The 22,786-nt window shown below is 34.9% G+C and carries 21 protein-coding genes and 1 pseudogene; 14 read left to right on the top strand and 8 right to left on the bottom strand.

Annotated elements, in window-relative coordinates:
• Both VNJ50_RS15435 and VNJ50_RS15430 read left to right on the top strand, forming a co-directional pair.
• A partial coding sequence (locus VNJ50_RS15435) for a type IX secretion system membrane protein PorP/SprF (RefSeq protein WP_325583185.1) occupies positions 1–819 on the top strand: 819 nt, incomplete at its 5' end.
• A 10-nt stretch (positions 820–829) separates the two neighbouring features.
• Entirely contained in the window at positions 830–2,719 is a 1,890-nt protein-coding gene (locus VNJ50_RS15430) for an OmpA family protein (protein ID WP_325583184.1), read from the top strand.
• A 158-nt stretch (positions 2,720–2,877) separates the two neighbouring features.
• On the opposite strand, the gene hisS is transcribed toward VNJ50_RS15430, so the two are convergent.
• Entirely contained in the window at positions 2,878–4,251 is a 1,374-nt protein-coding gene (gene hisS, locus VNJ50_RS15425; RefSeq protein WP_325583183.1) for a histidine--tRNA ligase, read from the bottom strand.
• Positions 4,252–4,617: 366 nt separating this feature from the next.
• Between hisS and VNJ50_RS15420 the strand changes: the two genes are divergently transcribed.
• From VNJ50_RS15420 to VNJ50_RS15410, 3 genes are all read left to right on the top strand, one after another.
• Positions 4,618–5,211 carry a hypothetical protein gene (locus tag VNJ50_RS15420; RefSeq protein WP_325583182.1) on the top strand — a complete coding sequence of 198 codons (594 nt, stop codon included), beginning with the start codon at positions 4,618–4,620 and terminating at the stop codon, positions 5,209–5,211.
• Between the two features lie 277 nt (positions 5,212–5,488).
• Positions 5,489–5,956 (top strand): hypothetical protein, encoded by a 468-nt coding sequence (locus VNJ50_RS15415; RefSeq protein ID WP_325583181.1) that lies wholly within the window; start codon positions 5,489–5,491, stop codon positions 5,954–5,956.
• Positions 5,957–6,090: 134 nt separating this feature from the next.
• Complete coding sequence (locus tag VNJ50_RS15410) at positions 6,091–6,858, top strand: hypothetical protein (RefSeq protein WP_325583180.1); 768 nt, start codon at positions 6,091–6,093, stop codon at positions 6,856–6,858.
• Between the two features lie 544 nt (positions 6,859–7,402).
• On the opposite strand, the gene VNJ50_RS15405 is transcribed toward VNJ50_RS15410, so the two are convergent.
• Positions 7,403–8,137: a phosphatase PAP2 family protein gene (locus VNJ50_RS15405; protein ID WP_325583179.1), complete on the bottom strand. Its 735-nt coding sequence runs from the start codon at positions 8,135–8,137 to the stop codon at positions 7,403–7,405.
• A 123-nt stretch (positions 8,138–8,260) separates the two neighbouring features.
• The gene (locus tag VNJ50_RS15400) at positions 8,261–9,898 is read right to left on the bottom strand and encodes an ABC-F family ATP-binding cassette domain-containing protein (protein WP_325583178.1); all 1,638 of its coding nucleotides are present in this window, start codon (positions 9,896–9,898) and stop codon (positions 8,261–8,263) included.
• Positions 9,899–10,177: 279 nt separating this feature from the next.
• Between VNJ50_RS15400 and VNJ50_RS15395 the strand changes: the two genes are divergently transcribed.
• The gene (locus tag VNJ50_RS15395; RefSeq protein WP_325583177.1) at positions 10,178–10,930 is read left to right on the top strand and encodes an ORF6N domain-containing protein; all 753 of its coding nucleotides are present in this window, start codon (positions 10,178–10,180) and stop codon (positions 10,928–10,930) included.
• Positions 10,931–11,108: 178 nt separating this feature from the next.
• Here the strand turns inward: VNJ50_RS15395 and VNJ50_RS15390 are convergent, their stop codons facing one another.
• Positions 11,109–12,344: a glycosyltransferase gene (locus tag VNJ50_RS15390; protein ID WP_325583176.1), complete on the bottom strand. Its 1,236-nt coding sequence runs from the start codon at positions 12,342–12,344 to the stop codon at positions 11,109–11,111.
• Between the two features lie 366 nt (positions 12,345–12,710).
• Here VNJ50_RS15390 and VNJ50_RS15385 point away from each other — a divergent pair, with 366 nt between their 5' ends.
• From VNJ50_RS15385 to miaA, 8 genes are all read left to right on the top strand, one after another.
• Positions 12,711–13,670: a Gfo/Idh/MocA family oxidoreductase gene (locus VNJ50_RS15385; RefSeq protein WP_325583175.1), complete on the top strand. Its 960-nt coding sequence runs from the start codon at positions 12,711–12,713 to the stop codon at positions 13,668–13,670.
• Between the two features lie 87 nt (positions 13,671–13,757).
• Positions 13,758–14,645, top strand: coding sequence for a 3-hydroxybutyryl-CoA dehydrogenase (locus VNJ50_RS15380; RefSeq protein ID WP_325583174.1), 888 nt, complete (start codon positions 13,758–13,760; stop codon positions 14,643–14,645).
• Positions 14,646–14,875: 230 nt separating this feature from the next.
• A complete protein-coding gene (locus tag VNJ50_RS15375; protein WP_414652914.1) occupies positions 14,876–15,541 on the top strand; it encodes a YggS family pyridoxal phosphate-dependent enzyme in 666 nt (221 codons plus the stop codon).
• Between the two features lie 73 nt (positions 15,542–15,614).
• Positions 15,615–16,976 (top strand): exonuclease domain-containing protein, encoded by a 1,362-nt coding sequence (locus VNJ50_RS15370; protein WP_325583186.1) that lies wholly within the window; start codon positions 15,615–15,617, stop codon positions 16,974–16,976.
• A 116-nt stretch (positions 16,977–17,092) separates the two neighbouring features.
• Positions 17,093–17,746: a DUF4279 domain-containing protein gene (locus VNJ50_RS15365; RefSeq protein ID WP_325583173.1), complete on the top strand. Its 654-nt coding sequence runs from the start codon at positions 17,093–17,095 to the stop codon at positions 17,744–17,746.
• Positions 17,747–17,815: 69 nt separating this feature from the next.
• Positions 17,816–18,061 carry an AbrB/MazE/SpoVT family DNA-binding domain-containing protein gene (locus VNJ50_RS15360; RefSeq protein ID WP_325583172.1) on the top strand — a complete coding sequence of 82 codons (246 nt, stop codon included), beginning with the start codon at positions 17,816–17,818 and terminating at the stop codon, positions 18,059–18,061.
• Positions 18,052–18,375 carry a type II toxin-antitoxin system PemK/MazF family toxin gene (locus VNJ50_RS15355; RefSeq protein WP_325583171.1) on the top strand — a complete coding sequence of 108 codons (324 nt, stop codon included), beginning with the start codon at positions 18,052–18,054 and terminating at the stop codon, positions 18,373–18,375. Before VNJ50_RS15360 ends, VNJ50_RS15355 begins: the two co-directional genes overlap by 10 nt.
• A gap of 33 nt (positions 18,376–18,408) precedes the next feature.
• The gene (gene miaA / locus VNJ50_RS15350) at positions 18,409–19,332 is read left to right on the top strand and encodes a tRNA (adenosine(37)-N6)-dimethylallyltransferase MiaA (RefSeq protein ID WP_325583170.1); all 924 of its coding nucleotides are present in this window, start codon (positions 18,409–18,411) and stop codon (positions 19,330–19,332) included.
• Positions 19,333–19,406: 74 nt separating this feature from the next.
• Here the strand turns inward: miaA and VNJ50_RS15345 are convergent, their stop codons facing one another.
• The 4 genes and pseudogenes from VNJ50_RS15345 to VNJ50_RS15330 form a co-directional block, all read right to left on the bottom strand.
• Complete coding sequence (locus VNJ50_RS15345; RefSeq protein ID WP_325583169.1) at positions 19,407–20,120, bottom strand: response regulator transcription factor; 714 nt, start codon at positions 20,118–20,120, stop codon at positions 19,407–19,409.
• Positions 20,121–20,123: 3 nt separating this feature from the next.
• The gene (locus VNJ50_RS15340; RefSeq protein ID WP_414652915.1) at positions 20,124–21,707 is read right to left on the bottom strand and encodes a sensor histidine kinase; all 1,584 of its coding nucleotides are present in this window, start codon (positions 21,705–21,707) and stop codon (positions 20,124–20,126) included.
• A 69-nt stretch (positions 21,708–21,776) separates the two neighbouring features.
• A complete protein-coding gene (gene coaE, locus VNJ50_RS15335; RefSeq protein ID WP_325583167.1) occupies positions 21,777–22,370 on the bottom strand; it encodes a dephospho-CoA kinase in 594 nt (197 codons plus the stop codon).
• 3 nt (positions 22,371–22,373) lie between these two features.
• A pseudogene (locus tag VNJ50_RS15330) lies at positions 22,374–22,786 on the bottom strand (hypothetical protein); the annotation flags it as partial.

Genomic DNA, 22,786 nt, shown 5'->3' with positions numbered 1-22,786 from the left:
GCATATGCTACTGAAGGTGATGACATTAATGTAGGTGCTTTATACCGTTCGCAATGGGTTGGCACGGTAGGTGCACCAAATACCGGAACTTTATTTGTACATGTGCCTCTAAAAGAAAAAGTACAAGTTGGCCTTTCGATCATTAATGATCAAATTGGAGACGTGGTGAATGAAACCAATGTTTATGCCGATTTTGCATACATTTTAAACCTCGGATCTTCAACTAAATTATCTCTAGGAGTTAAAGCAGGTGCAACTTTTTTTAATACCAATTTTAACGGATTTATCTATTCAGACGCCATTCCCGATCCAGCATTTGCAAATAATTTAAGCAAAACCTTTCCTAATATTGGTGCCGGTGCTTATCTGTATGACACCAATTATTACGTCGGATTTTCTGCTCCTAATCTTTTAAACACCAAACATCTCGAAAAAGACAGTGGAATTGTAGCCAATGGTGCCGAAGAAATCCATTTTTTCCTGACCGGTGGCTATGTGTTTGAACTGAATGAGCACTTAAAATTAAAGCCCGCTTTTATGACCAAGTTTGTCAGCGGTGCGCCATTATCAATTGATGTCACGACCAATCTTCTCATCAATAATGTTTTTGAAGTTGGAGCCGGCTATCGTTTAGATGATGCCGTTTCAGGGCTTGCAAATTTCAGGATTAGTCCTTCCATGCGTATTGGCTACGCCTATGATTATACCTTGTCTAATTTGGGTCGATTCAATTCTGGTACGCATGAGATTATGATTTTATTTGATATCGATAAATTAGGTAACCAAAAAGGATACGACAAATCGCCTAGATTTTTCTAAAACAAGAGCCATGAAAAAAGTTTACCTTCTACTATTTTTACTTGTTGCCTCATGGACCATCCAGGCACAGCGGCCTTCATTAAAAAAGGCGAACAAACTCTTCGCACAAAAATCGTATGTAGAGGCTGCGAAAGTGTACCAAGATCTTAAAAAAACGCAAGAAGTTCTTCAAAATCTTGGGGATTCTTATTATTTCAATTCGCAAATGCGTCAGGCTAGAACGCCTTATGCGCATTTATATACAGCGCATAAAGACAGTATAAATCCTGAGTATTTGTTTAGATACGCACAAGCGCTCAAAGGCTCCAAAGATTTTGAAACAGGCGATAAAATCATGGGTGAATATCTAGGTTACGAGGTAGATACCAAAAAATTCATTACCAACCTCAATCGCCTGGTTCCATATACCTATGACATCCAAGTGATGAACCAAAGTTCGAGAACTGGTGATTTTGGAATTACGTATTACGGTGATAAAGTTGTTTTTTCATCATTTAGAAATCTGCAAAACCCAATTTATAGCTGGAACAATCAGCCGTATCTCGATTTCTTTGTGGCCGAAGTTTCTGAAGATAAAAAACTAGTCAATATTCAACCGTTTTCAAAAGAAATCAACACTAAAACACATGAAAGTAATGCCACTTTTACGACCGATGGCAAAACCATGTATTTTTCAAGAACCAATGATAAACGCATTGCAATAGGTGAAGAATTAGTCGCCACAGTCAAAATTTATAAAGCCGAACTGATTGATAATGTTTGGGGACATGTTACCGAAATGCCATTTAGCAGTGACCTCTATTCCACCCAACACCCGGTGCTAAGTAAAGATAACAGCAAACTCTATTTTTCGAGTGATATGCCAGGAACTTTAGGTTCTTTTGATATTTTCTATGTCGATATCATCAAAAGCAATGAAGGTTATGCAGAAAATAGTTATGGCGATCCAATCAATTTAGGTAGCACAATCAACACCATCCATCGCGAGCAGTTTCCGTTTGTGGACGATGAAGGCACTCTATATTTTGCTTCTGATGGTCATCAGGGTATTGGTGGACTGGATATTTTTATGAGCAAATATTTTGATGGGGCCTATTCAAAACCACTTAATTTGGGCGAAACAATAAACTCTGAATCGGATGATTTTGGATTTGTCCTCAAACTCGAAGATGACACCGGATATATGTCATCCAACCGATCGGGATATGATAATTTATATGCCTTTACCCGAGAAGAAAACAAACGCCAATTTACCGTTCGAGGAACCGTTAGGGATAAAAACTCCCAGAATTTACTTCCAGGAAGTACCATCACTTTATTTGATGAAAATGACGAGCAGGTCGGTCAAATGGTTGTTGGCGAAGATGCCGAATACGTTTTTGATACCGAACCAAATAAAGTTTACAGCATTGAAGGCCACCGCGATTTCTATATCCCAACCACCGAGATTTTTGTAACCAATGATGATGGCAATATCACCCTTAATATTGAACTTGCTATCGAATCTTATGATGATGCCGAAGATATTGTAGTGACTAAAGATGATGGTTATATCTATATTGAATTGGAAAACATTTATTTCGATTTCAACAAATATGATATCAAACCAGAAGCCGCTCGGACTTTGGATGTTTTGGTCGATTTACTTAACAAATATCCACGCATGGAAATTCAATTGGGCGCGCATACCGACAACAGAGCCTCCGATTTATACAACCTCACCTTATCTCACAACCGAGCCGCAGCGACTTTAGAGTATATTGTTGAAAATGGAATTGACAGAAAACGACTGCGCTCAAAAGGTTATGGCGAACGTGTGCCATTAGTTGATTGTAAAGACAAATGTACGGAGGAGGAACATTCCATCAACAGACGTTGTGAATTCTTGATATTGAAGTAATTTATTAGTTTGAATTTATACATACCAAAAAAATAAAGTCCTTGAAAAAAAACAGATTACCAAACTGTTTATCAAGGACTTTACTTTTGAAATCTATTCTCTTTAAAACTAGATTTACTACAGATTTATTCTAAAAGTCAAACGATATCTCTTAAAATTTAATCCTTAAGCAAACTAACCAAAGTTTCCAAATCCACCGATTGCTGATCTCCAGAAATCATGTTTTTTAAGGTATAAGTTCCTGATTTTAATTCCGACTCGCCTACTAAAACAACATTTGGAATATGGCGCTTATTGGCATAATTAAACTGCCTGATGGTTTTTCTGTTTTCTGGAAACAGTTCGGCATTAATACCGTTTTGTCGTAACACCTTGATAGCTTTCATACTCGCCATAGCTTCTGCTTCTCCAAAATTGATGAACAAGGCTTTAACGGTATTGGTAATGGTTTCAGGAAATAAATTCAAAGCTTCTAAAACCAAATAGATTCGGTCCAAACCAAAGCTGATACCTACACCACTCATATCCTTCAATCCAAAAATTCCGGTAAGATCGTCATAACGTCCGCCGCCGCCAATAGATCCCATTGGCACTTCCTTTGGAGCGGATACTTCCAGAATGGCACCGGTGTAATAATTGAGTCCGCGGGCCAAAGTAACATCCAACTGCAAACTTGCCGATTGTAATTTTAGCTCGGAAATAGCGCGATCGATAAACTCCAATTCCTCAATGCCTTTTATACCTTGTTCTGATGTGGATAAAATATCTTTTAATTGGGAAATCTGCGATTCAAACGTTCCAGACAGGCTAAATAACGGTTGCAATTTATCAATTCCCGATTGCGGAATGCCTTTGTCTAGCATTTCTTCCTTGACCTTGTCCTCTCCTATTTTATCCAATTTATCGAGCGCCACGGTAAAATCAATCAACTTATCTTGTGCGCCAATCACTTCGGCAATTCCTGACAAGATTTTCCGATTGTTGATTTTAATGGTCACACCTTCCAATTTTAAGGCTGTAAAAACGGCATCGTACAATTGGACAAACTCTACTTCTTGCCATAAAGATTGTGAGCCAACCACATCGGCATCACATTGAAAAAACTCTCTAAAACGACCTTTCTGCGGACGATCTGCACGCCAAACTGGTTGAATTTGATAGCGCTTAAACGGAAATTCAATTTCGTTTTGATGTTGCACCACATATCTCGCAAAAGGTACGGTGAGGTCATAACGCAACGCTTTTTCTGAAATAGACGGTGTTAGCTTATTAGAATCTTTCAAATCATAAGCATGTTGATCTGCTTTGTTCAAAAAATCGCCCGAATTCAAAATTTTAAAAATCAAACGATCGCCTTCTTCGCCATACTTTCCCATCAAAGTTTCTGAATTTTCAAAACTTGGTGTTTCTATGGGTTGAAATCCAAAACGTTCAAAATTCTGACGTATGATATTAAAAATATAATTGCGTTTTGCAACTTCTTCCGGATTAAAATCTCTGGTGCCTTTTGGGATGCTCGGTTTTTTTGCCATGTTTAGCTAGAATCTCTTATTAGTCCTGCAGCGGCAGGAATCTCAATTTATATTTTACTACTTGCAAAAATATTATAATTTGAAGACTATAAAGCAAAAGCAACAACAATTTCAAACCTCACAGGTTTTTAAAATCTATTTGATGTTAGCTAGATCTTAACAGAAACATCGCTACAAAATATCGTTTTATGATAAATTATCGAATATTAAAACCGAATAACGTTATTTTTAATAAAAAAGACCATGAATTCATAAAAACTTCTACATTTACCGTCTTATTTCGTAATATGAAATAGTTGGAGGTGGAATTAGACAGGTTGAATATTAAATGTAAGTGCCTGTATATTGAAAATCAATTAATAAATAATGACACCGGAACAACAAAGTACCTTAAACGAAAAAAGGAAGCTGTTGCAACAACAGCTCCAATTTAAAGAATTCTTCTCTCAGTATATCGCTCCTTTTTCAGAGGTGTTAGAAAGTCTAAATCTATTAAAAATAAATTATCAGGTCGTTTTGGCACGATGTATTCCCAAAGAATACCAGCACTTACTTATCGAACAATTCAACCTTGGAGAATTTAAAAAATATAACTTATCAGAAATTGAAATTACCTCCGAAGATGAGATTTTGGAACGATTATTTAAAATTTTCCCTAATAAACATGCGCTGCGCTATTTGCCTGATTTTGAAAGCATAAAAATCGACTTTGATTGTCCAAAAACTATCTTAAACAATATCATCCATTCAGAACATTTAACCGAACAGCAAGTTTACCTATGTTATTTGGGTTTTGGCTTTGTACTTCAAATCGATTTTCAAGATTTATCTGATAAAGTAAGTGATGATATCTTCAACACTTGGCATGGAGATACTGTAATTTTTCCAAAAAACCAAGAATGGCTGATAGCATATTCCTTAGAAAACGAATGGCGATTTGGAAGAAAATCAAATCAATAAAAAAATTTAGAAACTAAAACAAAAAAGATATGAATTCAAAAACATCAAAACGTATAAAAACATGGCTTACAATGGGTTTTGTTTTATGGTGCATCAGTTTTTCTACGGCGCAAGAAGAAGAAACTTTTGACATCCAGATTTAGATAATCCGAAAATTCAAAAAATAGAAAAAATTTTAGAAGCTGAAACATGGGATTGGAATGAGCTAAACAAGCGATATGATGACATTTACTTTGGAAACAACAAACTTGATAAATTACATCTTTTTATATTTGATTTGAGCCATCCCAAAGGTCCGTTTGGCGATTATTTGGTAAAATATTCTAAAGAAGTAACTCCTATTTTACAAACGGCCGATGAACTTCCAAAAACAGATTATAAGGATTTTGTTACAGCGGTCATTTATAATAGAGTTGCAAAAGTAACATATAAAGATCCGGAGCAAAAAACAAAACATTTAAACACCTCATTTCATATTTTCTTAAATCGTGCTTTAAAAGGTGATAACAGAAGCATTATCCCTTTGGCATGGGCAGCAACCGAATTGTATATTTTAGACTTTAAGGATGATCACTTATCTGAAGAACTTATTTTGGACGTTTACAATCACTATTTAACAATGGGTGTGGATATAAAAAATTTGACGCGTTATTTAACCGATGGGCTTCATTATGTCAACCATTATGGACTTCCGCTTTCAGAAGATGAAGCACAAGAAAAATTACGCTATAAAAACATTACCTAAAAAATCATCAAAAATTATTTGGCAAATTATCCCGAAGCGAGTAGTTTTCTGATATATGATTTTTGAACCAATTCTTTATTAGAAAAAGGTTTTGATACCCATAAAGTTCGGTATGATCCTGAGATCGAAATAGTTTGAACCAATTAATCAGTGAATTTAATAAAGAAAGTGAAGCGGAAGATGTAAGTATCAAATCCTTAAATTTTCTTTTCCGTTATTTTATAGATCCAGAAGCCAAACTGCGCCTTGAAGATTATGTTAAAATGTTTGATAGCCGTGAAATGGCATACGATCATTTTACGATGTTTTTGGATGAAATTTCCAAACACGACTATTTGCCTTTAGATTTCCTTTCAGTAAAACCAAAATGGGCTTCATTTTTTAAGTATGAAATCGACCAGAATTTGAACAAGATGTTTCCTTATGTCGTACGGTTTTCTGATGAAGCTTCAATGTTCTATCTCAATTCAAAAATAGAAACGTCCACCATAAAAGAAGTAATGAAAACTGCCAACAAAATCACGAACGCGATGTTAAATCATACGATAGACACCGGCGTGGCACTTTATACACTTTATCAATATCGCCTTTTCATGATAGATCTTATGAAAGCTAATTATTATCAAAACGACAGCGAACTAAAATGGGAATTGGTAAAAATAGTATTGGATTTTGAAATGGGTTATTTGGCCATGAATGAAATACACAGTCCTTTTGTTTTGGGAATAAGCGATCATTTTGATAATTGGACCCCTTCAGAGGTTCAGAAATATAAAGAATACGTTAAGATTACGGCAAACAATTATATTACTAATTACAGAAAATTAGTCGTTGAATCGTTAGAAAGTGGCATTGTCGAAAATGAATTTGCGAGCATCTTAAAAAAAATGGGCATATCTTAATATTTTTAAATATTGTTTTTGGAGTAAACGATAAAAATATGAAAACACTTCATTGCTCACTAATTTTAGTCCTCTTTGGCCTACAGGTTCTAATTGGTCAAACTTCAATCAAATATGAAACTTGAAGGAAACATTACCTTCAATTACACTAGTGAAGATCTTACTTTGGGTGTAGAAAGAATTGTAAAATAGCGATTCTTATGGGTATAGCGGCGCTTTAAAACTGGCTGTTTATTTTTCCAGCCAACCTTATAGTGGAAAAGGAAAAATTAATGGCACAAAAGTTTTTGAGGTAGAAACCAATAAAATACAAGCGGGTTATTATCACGGCGGCACAAGATTGACCAGCGAATGGTTAAAAAAACCTTTGGATGGCGAATATTATGTGACTGTCGTACTTTTAGAATATGATCAAAGAGACGAGCGGTATTACATTGTATATTCTACAAATTTTTCTAAAAAAGCTAACATAACTTATAATAGCTTTTTTAGCAATCTTTGGGATATCGATTAGCTACCTTAGAATTTTCATCTGAAAAAGGAATCATAAATCTGGTGTTTTTACATCGGATTTAAAGACGTCGATGAAACTAAAAATAAGCACGCAAAAAACGACGCAAACAAAACCAGCAATAAAGCCGCCAGCAATATCCGAAGGAAAATGTACCCCAAGATAAATACGACTCAAACCAATACTCAAAATAAGAAGTAATGCTATCAATATTCCAGCGATTTTTAAAAGCCTATTAATTTTAAATTGGCAGAACAAATAAATCAAAAAACCATAAAATGCCATAGCACTCATGGCATGCCCACTAGGGAAACTCAAGGTTTCAACCAATACCATATGGTCTGTACTTGGCCGTGCGCGATTTATAAAACTCTTGAGCGCCATATTGGATAAGGCTGAAAACACTAACACAATAATAATTTGGAGCATGTTTTTCCAACTTTTAAAATGAATGGCTGACATTACAGCCAAAACTATTAAGACAAAGAAATAGCCAAAAACATCACCCACATGAGTTATGAAAACGAAGTATTTGGTAAGACTTGGCGATCGATAAGAAATGACATATTCGGTAATTTGTTGGTCGTAATTAGCCAATGCTGCCGATTCTAAATTAGTGGTAAGATCTACAAAAAGATGGATACCAAAAACTGCTACAATCAAAGCCACAAAAATGGTAATGACATACGGAAATGTCACAGCATCACGATGAAAAGTTTGACTTAAAAAGGTGTTTAGTCTGCCTATTAAAAGCTTATTATTTTTCATACAGTTTTGGTCCTGATAATTTTATGTAAGCTATGTATTTATTACTGTTGAAATTTATTAATTAAGCAAAAAAAACTTGAAACTGAATTATAGTTTGGAAAACAAATTAAACTTTAGGAAAAACTATTTCCTTAAATCAATTTGTTTTAAATTTTCAATTCTATTTCTGATCAAGAAATCATCAATGGTTTCAAAATGCTCAATCACTCTTTGATCTTTAAACTCGAATACTTTTTGTGAAAGACCTTGAAGAAAATCTCGGTCGTGCGATACTAAAATCAAAGTACCGTCAAAATCCAAAAGTGCTTCTTTTAAAACGTCTTTTGACTTTAGATCCAAATGGTTGGTTGGCTCATCCAGAATTAATAAATTAACCGGTTCGAGCAACAACTTCACCATCGCTAATCGTGTTTTTTCACCACCCGAAAGTACACTTACTTTCTTGTCAATATCATCGCCTTTAAACATAAAACGGCCAAGAATATTCTTGATTTGGGTTCTGATATCACCTTCTGCAACTTCGTCAACCGTCTGAAAAATAGTTAAATTCTCATCTAAAAGCGATGCTTGATTTTGAGCAAAATAACCCACTTTTACGTTATGGCCCAAATGGCAACTGCCTTCTACATCAATTTCGCCCATAATGGCTTTGATCATGGTCGATTTTCCTTCACCATTTCGTCCAACAAAAGACACCTTTTCACCTCTAGAAATAGACATATTGGCATTTTTAAAAACCACGTGATCATCATAAGATTTTGACAAATCCTTTACAGTTACTGGATAATCTCCAGAACGCTGAGCCGGCGGAAATCGTAATTTTAATGCAGAAGTATCAATATCATCAACTTCTATAATTTCCAATTTTTCCAACATGCGCTCTCTGGAATTAACCTGATTGGTTTTAGAATAGGTTCCTTTAAAACGCTCGATAAACGCTCTATTATCGGCAATAAATTTCTGTTGCTCTTGATAGGCCTTAATTTGATGTGCACGCCGATCTTCACGCAACTGCAAATAATGCGAATAATTGGCTTTATAATCATAAATACGCCCCATGGTTACCTCAATGGTTCGGTTGGTGATATTATCAATAAACGCTTTGTCATGCGAAATGACCATTACTGCATTGGCCTTATTGATTAAAAAATCTTCGAGCCAAATGACCGATTCAATATCAATATGGTTAGTTGGTTCATCCAAAAGAATCAAATCGGGTTTTTGCAATAGAATTTTTGCCAATTCGATACGCATTCGGTATCCACCACTAAACTCACTGGTCATTCTTGTGAAATCCTCACGCTTAAACCCTAATCCTATTAATGCTTTTTCAACTTCCGCATCGTAATTCACATCTTCCAAAGCATAATATTTTTCGCCTAAATCGGATACTTTTTGAATAATCTGCATATACTCATCAGAGTCATAATCCGTTCGGGTTTCTAAAGCTTTATTCAGTTGCTCCATCTCATTTTGCATCGCATACACATGCGCAAATGCCTTTGAAGCTTCTTCAAAAACGGTGCACTTATCTTCGGTGAGCAAATGTTGTGGCAAATAGGCAATGACAGCATCTTTTGGAAATCTTACATGTCCACGTGTGGGTGTTTGTTCACTAGCAATAATTTTCATCATTGTCGATTTTCCGGCACCATTTTTTCCCATGAGGGCTATTTTATCATTTTCATTAATGGTAAAGGACACTTCACTAAACAAGGCCGTTCCGCCAAATTCTACAGCTAAATTATCGACTGAAATCATAGGGATATTTTTGAAAGTGCAAAACTATAATTTATTTTGATACGTGTTTAATTTATAATTTCAAATATCACCTTTATTGACGTTCCTTAAATAACAAACAAAAACTAAAATCTACTCAAATAAATATTATTCAAGAGATCATTTTTGAATATAAAACAAATCAATAAAGTAAACCATAATAACAGATTGATTTTTAAAACCTTAAATTTATTTAAGATAAAAATGAATGCGTATATTTATTGTAAGAAACGTTCTAATAAAAATAGAAAACACTTGAACATGAACGATAAAATCACAATAACGCAAAAGGAAATTGAAAATCGGATTTTCACGATTCGTGGTGAACAAGTAATGATTGATAGAGATTTAGCTGAAATGTATCACGTAGAAGTCAAAAGATTGAATGAACAAGTAAACAGAAACAGTGAACGTTTTCCGCAAAATTTCATGTTTCAATTAACAAAAGAAGAATGGGATATCTTGAGGTCGCAAATTGCGACCTCAAGCACAGAGCATGGAGGAAGACGATATCTTCCTTATGCTTTCACAGAACAAGGTGTTGCCATGCTATCTGCTATTTTGCGTAGTGATATTGCCATAAAAGTTAGCATACAAATCATCACTACTTTTGTACAAATGCGAAGATTAGTTGGTCAGGAAACTATACAGCATCTACGGCTTTCTACTATTGAAAACAAATTGATTGAACATGACCAAAAATTCAATAAACTTTTTACTGCGTTAGAAAATAACGAGTTGCCACAACGTGGTTTATATTTTGACGGGCAAGTTTATGACGCCTATCATTTTGTAAGTCAGGTTATAAAAAAAGCGAAATTGTCTATTATTCTAATAGATAATTATGTAGACGACGCCACCTTAACTTTATTGAGCAAAAGAAAAAAGAATTTAGAAGTGCATATTTATACGGCGATCATTAGCAAGCAGCTACGTTTGGATGTCGAAAAACATAACCTGCAATATCCGGGATTACATGTCCTATTATTCAAACAAAGTCACGATCGTTTTTAATTATTGATAACAAAGAACTATATCATATTGGTGCTTCGCTCAAAGATTTAGGAAAGAAATGGTTTGCGTTTTCCAGAATGGATAGCTTGTGCAAAGAAATGTTAACAAAAATTAAAACGATCTAAAAACCAGAAAACAGAAGAAATTATATGATGTTTCGGACAAAACGAACTCTAATTTACTTATTCTTTGCTTCAATCCACTTGCCCATGTATTTAGTAGATTGTAAAGTGTGGTGCTGTAACATCTGTCCCGTAAAATTATAATTTCGGTGGTTTTGAAGGTTTTGGATGGTAGCATATACTTTCTGAAAGAAGCGTTCATGAAAGAAATTGGCATCAAATCGGGCATTAAAAACCTTAAAACCAAAACTTTGTTTTTCTTTCCAAATGTGTTCATTTTCATAAAGCAAGACTGCTTTTTCTGCAAAATGTTCTGGATCATTTTCAATAAAACCATTGGTATCCAAGTTACCGAACATACCTTCGGCAGCTATAGAAGTCATGACGCACGGCGTTCCGTTTTGCATTGCATCTACTAGTTTGCCTTTTAATCCTGCACCAAAACGCAAAGGTGCCAAACAGATTTTTGAATTAGCCATAACCTCATTGACATCTGGGGCAAAACCTTTTATCAAAAATCCAGTCAATTTATTATGTAACTGCGTTACTTTTTGTGAAGCATAAGCACCATAAATATGTAATTCCGCTGTTGGAATTTTTTGTCGCACCAATGGCCAAATGGTTTCTTTCAAATATAAAACACTGTCATAATTAGGCTCATGAATAAAATTTCCTACCGTTATAAAATGCGAACGTTTATCAAAAGTCGGCAAATTTTGAATGGTGTTTTCAGAAATGGCTTCACATTGAAAAGGCAAATAAAACAAAAGTTCATTTGGCACTTTAAAACGATCGGTCAGTAAATTAATTTCCACTTCAGAAATTATCAAACTTAAATCACTTCGATAAATACTTGCTATTTCACGCTTTGCAAAATCATTAAACAAATAAGCATCGTTAAATTCTGCTTGTTCCTTAAACGCTTGCTGTCGTCCTTTTCTTAAACTGTGCAAATCTTCGGTATCCAAAATTCGTAATGCATTTGGGCAAGTTTCGGCAACGCGCCAACCAAATTGCTCTTCGGTCATAAAGCGATCAAAAAGAACGACATCGGGTTGAAATTCCACAATAAAATCATCAAAACTAGAATGGTTCATTTCAATGGAAACTTGACTAACACCTATTGCGGACAAATCAAAAGCATTATCACTTTTAGCGCAAGCACTTGCAAAAATGATTTCAAAACTTTCCTTGTTAAACGCTGCAATAAGTTGCATCATCCTGCTTCCTGCAGCAGAACTTCGAGGTTCTGGCCACACATGACCAATGATTAATAGTTTTTTATTTCGCACGGACTACAGGTTTTTAAGGCAAACAAACGCAATGATTTTCAGTATTGTTGATGAATTGATTTTTATTTCAAAAAAAGTAAAGGTATTAGATTTTTAAAATCAAAATTGCTTTTCAATATTTCCAATAACTGATTTATTTTCATATTAAATAAGCCATCTGTTTTTACAAATCTAAAAACATTATGTGTTTTTAATAATATTTACAGTGTAAAAAACTAGTTATCAACCTTAAACAAAAACAATTATTCAACATCTTAATTACCAAATTTCCTGCTATTTGTTTCATACATGGAGTCATCCTTTTCCATTATCTTTTTCTTTTTTCTGCCTTAAAAAAAAGCTATTTTTGTACAAAACGTACAATCTATGTTAAAAGCAGGAGTTCTTGGTGCTGGGCATCTTGGAAAAATTCACTTACGTCTTCTTAAGCAATCCGAAAAATTTGAATTGGTTGGATTTAATGATGCTGATGAGGCAAATGCCAAAACAATTGAAGCCGAATTTGGCTATAAATATTTTGATACTATTGAAGCACTTATCGATGCCGTTGATGTTGTGGTGATTGTTACCCCAACCCTATCGCATTATGATTGCGCGAAATTGGCAATCAGAAAAGGCAAACATATTTTTATTGAAAAACCAATTACAAATACCGTTCAAGAAGCTGAAACTATCCGTGCTTTGGTGGCCGAAAACAATGTAAAAGGTCAAGTTGGCCATGTAGAGCGATTCAATCCTGCATTTAAAGCGGTTAGAAACCAGATACACAATCCGATGTTTATTGAATGCCACCGTTTGGCAGAATTTAATCCACGCGGTACAGATGTTCCCGTGGTTTTGGATCTGATGATTCATGATATCGATATCATTTTGAGCGTGGTCAATTCAAAAGTCAAAAACATTTCGGCAAGTGGCGTGTCGGTCATTAGCGAAACCCCAGATATTGCCAATGCACGTATTGAATTTGTAAACGGTTGTGTGGCCAATTTAACCGCAAGCAGAATTTCATTAAAAAACATGCGTAAAACACGATTTTTTCAAAAAGACGCGTACATATCAGTGGATTTCTTAGAGAAAAAATGTGAAGTGGTCAAAATGAAAGATGCGCCAGAAATTCCGGGCGATTTTGATATGATCCTTCAAAATGCCGAAGGTGTAAAAAAACAAATCTATTTTGATAATCCTGACGTTTCCAGCAACAATGCCATTTTGGAAGAATTGGAATCGTTTGCCGATGCGATCAACAACAATACAAAACCGATTGTTACACTTCATGATGGCACAGAAGCCTTGCGTGTAGCCACCATGATTATTGATCAGTTTTAGTTTAGGCAATAGCAAAATAATAATTTATAATAATAAAACTCCCACACGATAACACAAATCGATCGAGGGAACAAAAACTATTTTTCAATGAAAAACATCGCTATAATTGGAGCAGGAACCATGGGAAATGGCATTGCACATACTTTTGCCCAAAGTGGTTTTAAAGTACAATTAATTGATATAAGTGAAGCTTCACTTCAAAAAGGAATGGATACCATTACAAAAAATCTAGATCGGATGGTGGCCAAAACACATATTACGGAAACGCAAAAACAAGACACCTTAAATAATATCACCACATTTACGGATATGAATTTGGGCGTTAAATCGGCCGATTTAGTGGTCGAAGCGGCTACGGAAAACAGTGATCTAAAGCTCAAAATATTTAAACAACTGGATGATATTTGTTCGGCAAACACCATTTTAGCCACCAACACGTCGTCTATTTCCATTACTCAAATTGCTGCAGCCACGTCAAGACCAAGCCAAGTGATCGGGATGCATTTTATGAATCCGGTGCCGATAATGAAATTGGTAGAAATCATCCGTGGATATAATACCAGCGACGAAGTGACCAAAACCATTATGGAACTTTCAAAAACCTTAGGAAAAGATCCTGTTGAGGTGAATGATTATCCAGGTTTTGTTGCCAATCGAATTTTAATGCCAATGCTAAACGAATCTATTGAAACACTTTACAATGGCGTTGCCGGCGTTACTGAAATTGATACCGTTATGAAACTCGGTATGGCACACCCAATGGGACCATTACAACTGGCCGATTTTATAGGACTGGACGTTTGTCTTTCTATATTAAATGTAATGTATGACGGCTTTAAAAACCCCAAATATGCACCTTGCCCACTATTGGTCAATATGGTACGGGCAGGAAAACTTGGTGTAAAATCTGGTGAAGGTTTTTATGATTATTCCGAAAGTAGAAAAGCCGAAAAAGTAGCGAAACAGTTTTCATAACTATTAATTACTTTTGATTTCAAACCATCAACGGTTGATATTTTAATTAATAAACAATTGATTTTTAAGAAATAAAGTATAATTCTTTTTTTCTAAAATTTCTATTTAGAGTAGAATGCTTTTGGCTATCGGACGATTACGAAATATTCTATACGTTTTAAAAACATTTATTTGGGCTTGATAATTTTAAAAATCAAATCTCGCACCAACCAAATATCAATATTACAAGAATGAGCATACAAAAAAATCTTGAACATATTAAATCAACACTGCCAGGACATGTTACTTTGGTAGCGGTTTCAAAAACAAAACCCGTAAGCGCCATTATGGAAGCTTATAATGCGGGGCAACGTGTTTTTGGCGAAAATAAGGTTCAAGAAATGATTGAAAAAGAACCGCAATTACCTAAAGATATTGAATGGCACATGATTGGCCATCTGCAACGCAACAAAGTCAAATATATGGCCGAGTTTGTGAGCCTGATTCATGGTGTGGACAATTTTAGACTTTTAAAAGAAATTGATAAACAAGCAAAAATCCATAACCGAACCATCGACTGCTTACTTCAGATAAAAATTGCCGATGAAGATTCAAAATTTGGAATGACGGCTGAAGAAGCTCAAGAAATTTTGCAATCCACTGATTTTTTAGCACTTAAAAACATCCAAATTGTTGGCGTTATGGGCATGGCAACTTTTACCGATGACAAAAAACAAATTGAAAGCGAATTTTTAAAACTAAAATCGGCTTTTGACCAACTCAAAACGTTGGATCCTTCTAACACCAAATTTGAAGTGATCAGTATGGGCATGAGCGGTGATTACCCCATTGCAATTGATTGTGGTAGCACACTCATTCGCGTTGGCAGCAGCATTTTTGGAGAACGAAATTATTAATTTATCATAAAAATCAGTCCTATTCAGCTAAATTTGCTTTTTATATTCATTTTCAACTTTTAAATACAACATTATCTACGCAGTATTAGACATAGAAACCACAGGCGGAAAATTCAATGAAGAAGGTATTACTGAAATAGCCATTTACAAATTTGATGGCCATGATGTGGTGGATCAATTTATTAGTTTGGTGAATCCTGAACGCGAAATTCAACCTTTTGTCGTTAACTTAACTGGGATAAACAATGCGATGCTGCGTACGGCACCAAAATTTTATGAAGTTGCCAAACGTATTGTCGAAATGACCGAAGATTGCATTATCGTGGCGCACAACTCCGAATTTGATTATCGCATTTTACGAACAGAGTTTAGCAGATTGGGTTTTGAGTTTAAGCGCAAAACTATTTGTACTGTAGAATTGGCCAAACAAATAATGCCCGAACAAGAGTCGTATAGTTTAGGAAAATTAACAAGAGCACTCGGTATTCCGGTTACGGATCGACATCGCGCTTCCGGAGATGCCATTGCTACTGTAAAACTCTTCAAACTGCTTTTGGCAAAAGATCTTAAAAAACAGATCATCCAAGATGCGGTCAAAGCGGAACCTAAATATGAAATGGCGACCAATCTGCAAAACATAATAGCCGATTTACCCGCCACGACAGGCGTTTATTATTTGCATGACACCTATGGGAAGATAATTTATATCGGGAAAAGTAAAAACATCAGAAACCGAGTGAACCAGCATTTTACCAATCCAAGATCGCGAAAAATACAAAACCAAGTGGCTGCTGTAACCTTCGAAACCACGGGCAACGAATTGATAGCTTTACTCAAGGAGAATGCTGAGATCAAACACAACAAACCCACTTTAAACAGAGCAACACGCAGAAATCTGTTTACTTATGCGCTTTATAGTTTTATTGATGAAAACGGCTATATCAACTTAAAATTGGATGCTGCCGATGGTCGTAAAAAAGCGATCACGACCTTTTCAAATCGTAAAACTGGTCGGCAATTTTTATTTAAAGCTGTTGAAAACTATAAACTTTGCCCAAAACTCGTCGGATTGGATGCTTCAAAAACAAGTTGCTTTAAATATCCTATTAATGAATGTGAAGGTGCATGCCTACAAAAAGAGAGTCCGGAACATTATAATCTCAAAATCCAACAACTCATTACCGAAAACAATTTTGAGCATCAAAGCCTCATTATTATCGATAAAGGAAGAGCGCTTAATGAACACAGTGTCATCCTGATAGAAAATGGTGTTTTTAAAGGTTTTGGCTATTACGATCTCAATTTTCAGATTACCAATAGAAAAATTCTGGAATCGATCATTACGCCTATGGACAGCAACAGGGAAACACTACATATCATTCACAGTTACCTCCGAAAAAACCAACAGGTTAAAATTGTAAGGTTGATGGAGTAAGAAATTGTTCGACTTAAATACGTGACTGAGAATCTCTTTTGGTTATATCAAGATCACACTAATATTTTTAGAGTTGTTTAAAGGGTTTATTATATTTGAGGGTTAGCCACAATGATATGAACGACCAACAAATAATAGACCTTATTGAAAAGGAATTCAAGGAAAAAACACTTGGAATAACTGAGCAGTACCTTTTAATTCATAGTCCAATCTATATTGACAATAAATTAAAGGTCGACCGAATAGATCGTGATACAAAGGATGGCTATACTATTGTTTATCTACCAGTACATGACGAACATTTTTATTTTGTAGTTTATATTAACACTAAAACAAAAGAAGTTATAAACGTTGGAACAGAAGCCTATCATCGGGTTTATTTCAGAGCAACATCAGAAAAGTTATCTGCGGACGATCTAAAAGCAATGACAAATCTAGCACCAACCGAATTATGGAATAAAGGTGATCTTAGGAAAAGTAAAAAATCAAATCACACATTTAGTAGTTTTGTAATTCTACCTAATCCAGAACCGGACGAGTTTGAACACAAACTAAAAAAATTACTTGATTTTTTGGAACAAGACAAAGCCGGAATAAGAAGGCTTGTTGACAATGCTTATGGCTATATTCAAGTTGCAATGGATATTCATAATGCAAACGGAATTATTGGTGGCCCCAGCATTGACACAGACAACATAAAGAGAATGAACGATTTAAAACTATCAATAAATTTTGATCTTTATGTGAGTGGAAACAGTTTTAAGGAATAAATTTTCTTGACAACCATTTGTATATTCTGAAAAAATGTAATTACTTTGTGATTACTAAAAATATATTTTATGGAAATCGCTGTAATTAATATCGGTAATTCAAAAGGTATCAGATTGCCAAAAGCAATTTTGGAGCAATATAATATCACAGATTCATTGGAAATGATTTTAGAAAAGGGAAAAATCATTTTAAAGCCAAAATCTGCTCCAAGAAAAGATTGGGAAAAATCATTTGAGCAAATGAACACAAACGGCGATGACCAACTCCTATTTGATGACGTTTTTGAAGATGAAACTTTTGAGGAATGGAAATAAATCAATATGAAATCGTATTAGTAAATCTTGATCCAACCATCGGAAGCGAGATGAAAAAAACGCGTCCTTGCGTTGTTATTTCCCCAAACGAAATGAATAAATATCTTCAAACCATCGTCATAGCACCATTTACAAGTAGCTCAAAACCTTACCCGACACGAGTTGAAATCAAACAAGCAAAAACAAAAGGTTGGATTGTTTTAGATCAAATCAGGACTGTGGACAGAATAAGAATTATAAAGAAATTAGGCCATCTAACCACCAAAGAAATAGAAACTGTGAAAACCATCCTTATGGAAACTTATGTGGCATAAAAATTCCACCAATCTTTTAGTATTTTTGGCCTCATGACGAATCAAAAACATCTTATAAGTATTGTTGGGCCAACGGGAATAGGAAAAACATCATTAAGCATTGCATTGGCGCAACATTTTAATACCGAAATCATTTCAGCCGATTCAAGACAGTTTTATAAAGAAATGCAAATTGGCACCGCAGCGCCAACTCCAGAGGAACTTAATGCAGCACCGCATCATTTTATCCATCACAAATCAGTTTTGGATACTTATAATGTAGGCGATTTTGAAAAAGATGCGCTTACTCTTTTAAATCAACTGTTTGTCAATCACAATGTAGTTATCATGGTTGGTGGCTCTGGATTGTACGTGGATGCGGTTACCAAAGGTTTGGATGATTTTCCTCAAATAGATCCAACGGTCAGAGAAACGCTGAATGATGAGCTGACCAACAAAGGCTTGGAACATTTACAAAATCAACTCAAAACATTGGATACGATAGCTTTTAATCAGATTGCCATGGACAATCCGCATCGTGTTATCAGAGCTTTGGAAATCTGCATTGGCAGTGGCCAACCTTATTCGTCATTTTTAAACAAACCAAAACCCAAACGACCTTTTAAAACCATATCTATTGGTTTGGATGCCGACCGACCGATCATTTATGAACGCATCAATACCAGAGTAGATCAAATGATGGCATTGGGATTATTGGACGAAGTTAAAACACTTCAGCATTTGCAACATCAAAACGCACTTAATACCGTAGGTTATAGTGAGTTATTTAAGGTTTTAAATGGGGAATGGACACTGGATTTTGCAGTTTCCGAGATCAAGAAAAACTCAAGACGTTATGCCAAAAGGCAATTGACTTGGTTTAAGAAAAATGAAAATATCCTTTGGTTTGATTATAAAACACCTCTAGAAAATATCACTGCGAGCATTGCTAAAAAATTGGCAGAAGACTCAATTTAGCTAATCACATTAGCGCAATCATGCACGTTTATAAAATGAAAAAGCCCATCACAAATGACAGGCTTTTTGTTTTTTTATGATTCTTTCTGATTGACTACCAATCTGAAACCTTCACCGTGAATGTTCAATATTTCGACTTCCGGATCTGGTTTTAGGTATTTTCTCAATTTTGCAATATAAACATCCATACTTCGAGAGGTAAAATAATTATCATCTCTCCATATTTTTGTCAATGCCAATTCGCGCGGCATCAAATCATTTTCGTGCAATGCCAATAAGCGCAACAGTTCATTCTCTTTAGGCGAAAGTTTGACGGTTTCTTCATCTTTAAACTTCAAGAATCGCAATTTAGAATTCAATTCGAAATTACCGATCTTAAACTCAAATTGTTTACTATCTGCAACGTTATCCGTAGCCTTGCGCTGTATAATCGCTTTAATTTTCATCAAAAGGACTTCACTGTCAAATGGCTTGTTCAAATAATCATCGGCGCCAACTTTATAGCCTTTTAGGACATCTTCTTTCATTGCTTTTGCGGTCAAGAAAATGATAGGCACATCACTGTTTTTCTCTCTAATTTCTTTAGCTAAAGTAAATCCATCTTTATAAGGCATCATAACATCCAATATACAAAGGTCGAAATCATCTTTTTTAAATTTCTCAAAACCTTCCATACCATTTTTTGCATGAACCACGTCATAATCGTTCATGTTTAGGTAATCTTTAAGGACAGTTCCAAAATTTGGATCATCTTCTACTAATAAAATCTTTTTGTTCTGTTCATCCATAATCTATGATATTAATGGTAGTTTAATTATAAAAGTACTACCCTTTCCTTTTTCACTTTCAACGGAAACATGGCCCTGATGATCTTCAACCATCTGTTTTACATAGGCTAAACCCAGCCCATGGCCTTTCACGTTGTGTACATTTCCGGTATGTTCTCTATAAAACTTTTCAAAAACTTTCTTTTGAACTTGTTTTGACATGCCGTTGCCTTGATCGGCTATTTTTAAAATAATATTGTTTCCTACATTTTCTGTAATGACATCAATTTTTGGTGCATCATCAGAATATTTTATTGCGTTGTCAAGTATATTGACCAACACATTGGTAAAGTGCGTTTTATTTGCCAAAACAGATGATTTATCTGCAGTGAGATGGCATTTTATATAACCTTGTCGGTTTTCCACTATAAGTTCCACATGCGACACCGCATCATTAATTAAGTCGTGAAGCTTAACTCTATCTTTATCAATATTAAGCTCATTCCTTTCTAGTTTAGATATGCGCAGTACATTTTCAACTTGTGCATGCATGCGTTTGTTTTCATCTTTGATCATCTTTAAATACCGTTCTGTCTTCTCTCTATCATTGATCATCTTAGGATTTTTCATCGCATCCAATGCCAAATTAATAGTAGCAATTGGTGTTTTAAACTCATGCGTCATATTGTTTATAAAATCAGTTTTGATTTGCGAAATCTTACGCTGTTTTATAATTTGGTAAATGGCATTGGTATATGCCAAAATGATGATTAATGTAAAAACGATCGATAAAACGGTCATGGTCAGAATGGACGACCATAAAAATTTACGACGTTCGGGGAAATTGACATACAATTTAAAATCGCCTTCATTGTCATTATCCAAAAACATAGGAATACCGTAAGTGGTCGCCGGATCGAGTTCAAAATTATTAGACTGTACTTTTGTTGCCAAATCCTTGTCATAAATGGCAAACTCAAAATCGATATCAATCCCGTTTTCTTTAAACTGTTTTGATAAAAAGGTTGCAATATCGGCCGAAGAGACTCTTTTATAAATTGGGTAATTTTTAAACAAGTCGCGATACGTTATCTCAAACATTTTTTTCTCCATGTCGTCCAACGTATTATACTGCATCACAGAGCGCTCAGGCGTAATATGCAACTGGTTTTCGTGATTATCAAAAGTACTTTTCTTGAAAACCTTAATTTCCTTTTGATTACTGATACGGCTGATGTTCAAACTATCTAAACCTCCAATGTCAAAGAACAGCGATGGTACTTTAAAACTTTCTTCAAGGATTCCGTTTTGATAAATAGTCGTTTCATTGGAAACATTATCATAACTATACAACAAAATTCCTTTAATGTTAGTCGTATCAGGATTTTTACCGCTATTTAGCATTTCTTGATACTTATCGCTAAATAATCGCAACTCCTTGTCCTCTACTTGTTTGGAAACATTACTCAACGAACGTTTGACATTCAGCGTAAACTGTTTCCCTTCATTATCGAGGGTATTATTAATAAAATAAATTTGTACGAAAATTATTCCAATGAGCGATAAACTCATGAGAATAACCAACAAAACGAATAGCTTTCTGCCCATCATTCAAATTTAACATTTTAACATTTATCAGGAACTTGCTTTAACCTTACATTAACAAAATAGATGTATTTAATTTTTGTCTGTTAATTTTAAGAGGTTTTCATGAATTTTTAATACTTGTTGGTAGGTTTCATCCAGGTCGTGATTGGTAATTACAAAATCGGATTGTTCTGCTTTTTCCAAATCTGTGAGCTGGTTGTTAACAATGGCCATAACCTTCTCTTTGGTAGAATTATCTCGGTGAATCACACGGGCAATTCGTTGTTCCAAATCGGCAATAACGGTAATTATAAAATCGTATTGCTTTGCCAAGTCATTTTCAAAAATAATAGCGGCTTCTTTGATGACATAAGGCGTAATTTGCTTTTTTTTCCATCGGTCAAAATCGGCGCCAACTTTAGGATGGACAATCGCATTCATCTGCTGTAAAAGCATTTTATCTTCAAAAATTTTTGAGGCTAGAAACGGTCGGTTTAATGTGCCGTCTTTATAAGCTTCTTCCCCAAATAATGAAATCAGTTTTCTTCGGATCACTTTGGAGGAATCCATTAGGTATTTTGCCCTATCATCAGCAATATACAAGGGCACGCCCAACTTTTCAAACATTTTGGCAACCGTTGTTTTACCACTGCCAATACCACCTGTCAAACCTACTACTTTCATAGATTATTGCATCAATATAAATTCCACCTTATTTTGTTTTAATCGAGCGCTTTTAACAAGATCCGATACTTTTGTCAATTTAGGAATCAAAAATGTTTTTCCGGTATTATCAATATTTCTATAATCGCATTCAATTCTAAAATCCGAAGCTTTAATCAATTTATAATTGTTAAGACTTACGTTGTAAACCACTGGAATTGTTTTCGGGAAAAAATTGATGTTTGTTCCTGATGGAAGATTGACGATAGTTACTGGCACATTAAAAGTACCTTCGGTAAATTTTTCGACATGCCCTTCAAGAGTCACCTGTTTATCAGACATTTTCAGGTGTTTGAGCGCTTCATCCATTTCGATATTGACCACTTTATTAATATTGGAATTGATGTGTTTTAATTCGACTTTTTCCAAGGCGACAT

It is taken from the genome of Gelidibacter sp. (assembly GCF_035577925.1).
GTDB lineage: Bacteria > Bacteroidota > Bacteroidia > Flavobacteriales > Flavobacteriaceae > Gelidibacter.
This window is presented reverse-complemented; position numbering and strand designations above follow the sequence as displayed.

What these genes read in the sequence shown, in the direction of transcription:
- VNJ50_RS15430 (WP_325583184.1), top strand. Translation starts at nt 830, where the DNA reads ATGAAAAAAGTTTACCTTCTACTATTTTTACTTGTTGCCTCATGGACC.
- hisS (WP_325583183.1), bottom strand. Translation starts at nt 4,251, where the DNA reads ATGGCAAAAAAACCGAGCATCCCAAAAGGCACCAGAGATTTTAATCCG.
- VNJ50_RS15420 (WP_325583182.1), top strand. Translation starts at nt 4,618, where the DNA reads ATGACACCGGAACAACAAAGTACCTTAAACGAAAAAAGGAAGCTGTTG.
- VNJ50_RS15405 (WP_325583179.1), bottom strand. Translation starts at nt 8,137, where the DNA reads ATGAAAAATAATAAGCTTTTAATAGGCAGACTAAACACCTTTTTAAGT.
- VNJ50_RS15400 (WP_325583178.1), bottom strand. Translation starts at nt 9,898, where the DNA reads ATGATTTCAGTCGATAATTTAGCTGTAGAATTTGGCGGAACGGCCTTG.
- VNJ50_RS15395 (WP_325583177.1), top strand. Translation starts at nt 10,178, where the DNA reads ATGAACGATAAAATCACAATAACGCAAAAGGAAATTGAAAATCGGATT.
- VNJ50_RS15385 (WP_325583175.1), top strand. Translation starts at nt 12,711, where the DNA reads ATGTTAAAAGCAGGAGTTCTTGGTGCTGGGCATCTTGGAAAAATTCAC.
- VNJ50_RS15380 (WP_325583174.1), top strand. Translation starts at nt 13,758, where the DNA reads ATGAAAAACATCGCTATAATTGGAGCAGGAACCATGGGAAATGGCATT.
- VNJ50_RS15375 (WP_414652914.1), top strand. Translation starts at nt 14,876, where the DNA reads ATGAGCATACAAAAAAATCTTGAACATATTAAATCAACACTGCCAGGA.
- VNJ50_RS15365 (WP_325583173.1), top strand. Translation starts at nt 17,093, where the DNA reads ATGAACGACCAACAAATAATAGACCTTATTGAAAAGGAATTCAAGGAA.
- VNJ50_RS15360 (WP_325583172.1), top strand. Translation starts at nt 17,816, where the DNA reads ATGGAAATCGCTGTAATTAATATCGGTAATTCAAAAGGTATCAGATTG.
- VNJ50_RS15355 (WP_325583171.1), top strand. Translation starts at nt 18,052, where the DNA reads ATGGAAATAAATCAATATGAAATCGTATTAGTAAATCTTGATCCAACC.
- miaA (WP_325583170.1), top strand. Translation starts at nt 18,409, where the DNA reads ATGACGAATCAAAAACATCTTATAAGTATTGTTGGGCCAACGGGAATA.
- VNJ50_RS15345 (WP_325583169.1), bottom strand. Translation starts at nt 20,120, where the DNA reads ATGGATGAACAGAACAAAAAGATTTTATTAGTAGAAGATGATCCAAAT.
- VNJ50_RS15340 (WP_414652915.1), bottom strand. Translation starts at nt 21,707, where the DNA reads ATGGGCAGAAAGCTATTCGTTTTGTTGGTTATTCTCATGAGTTTATCG.
- coaE (WP_325583167.1), bottom strand. Translation starts at nt 22,370, where the DNA reads ATGAAAGTAGTAGGTTTGACAGGTGGTATTGGCAGTGGTAAAACAACG.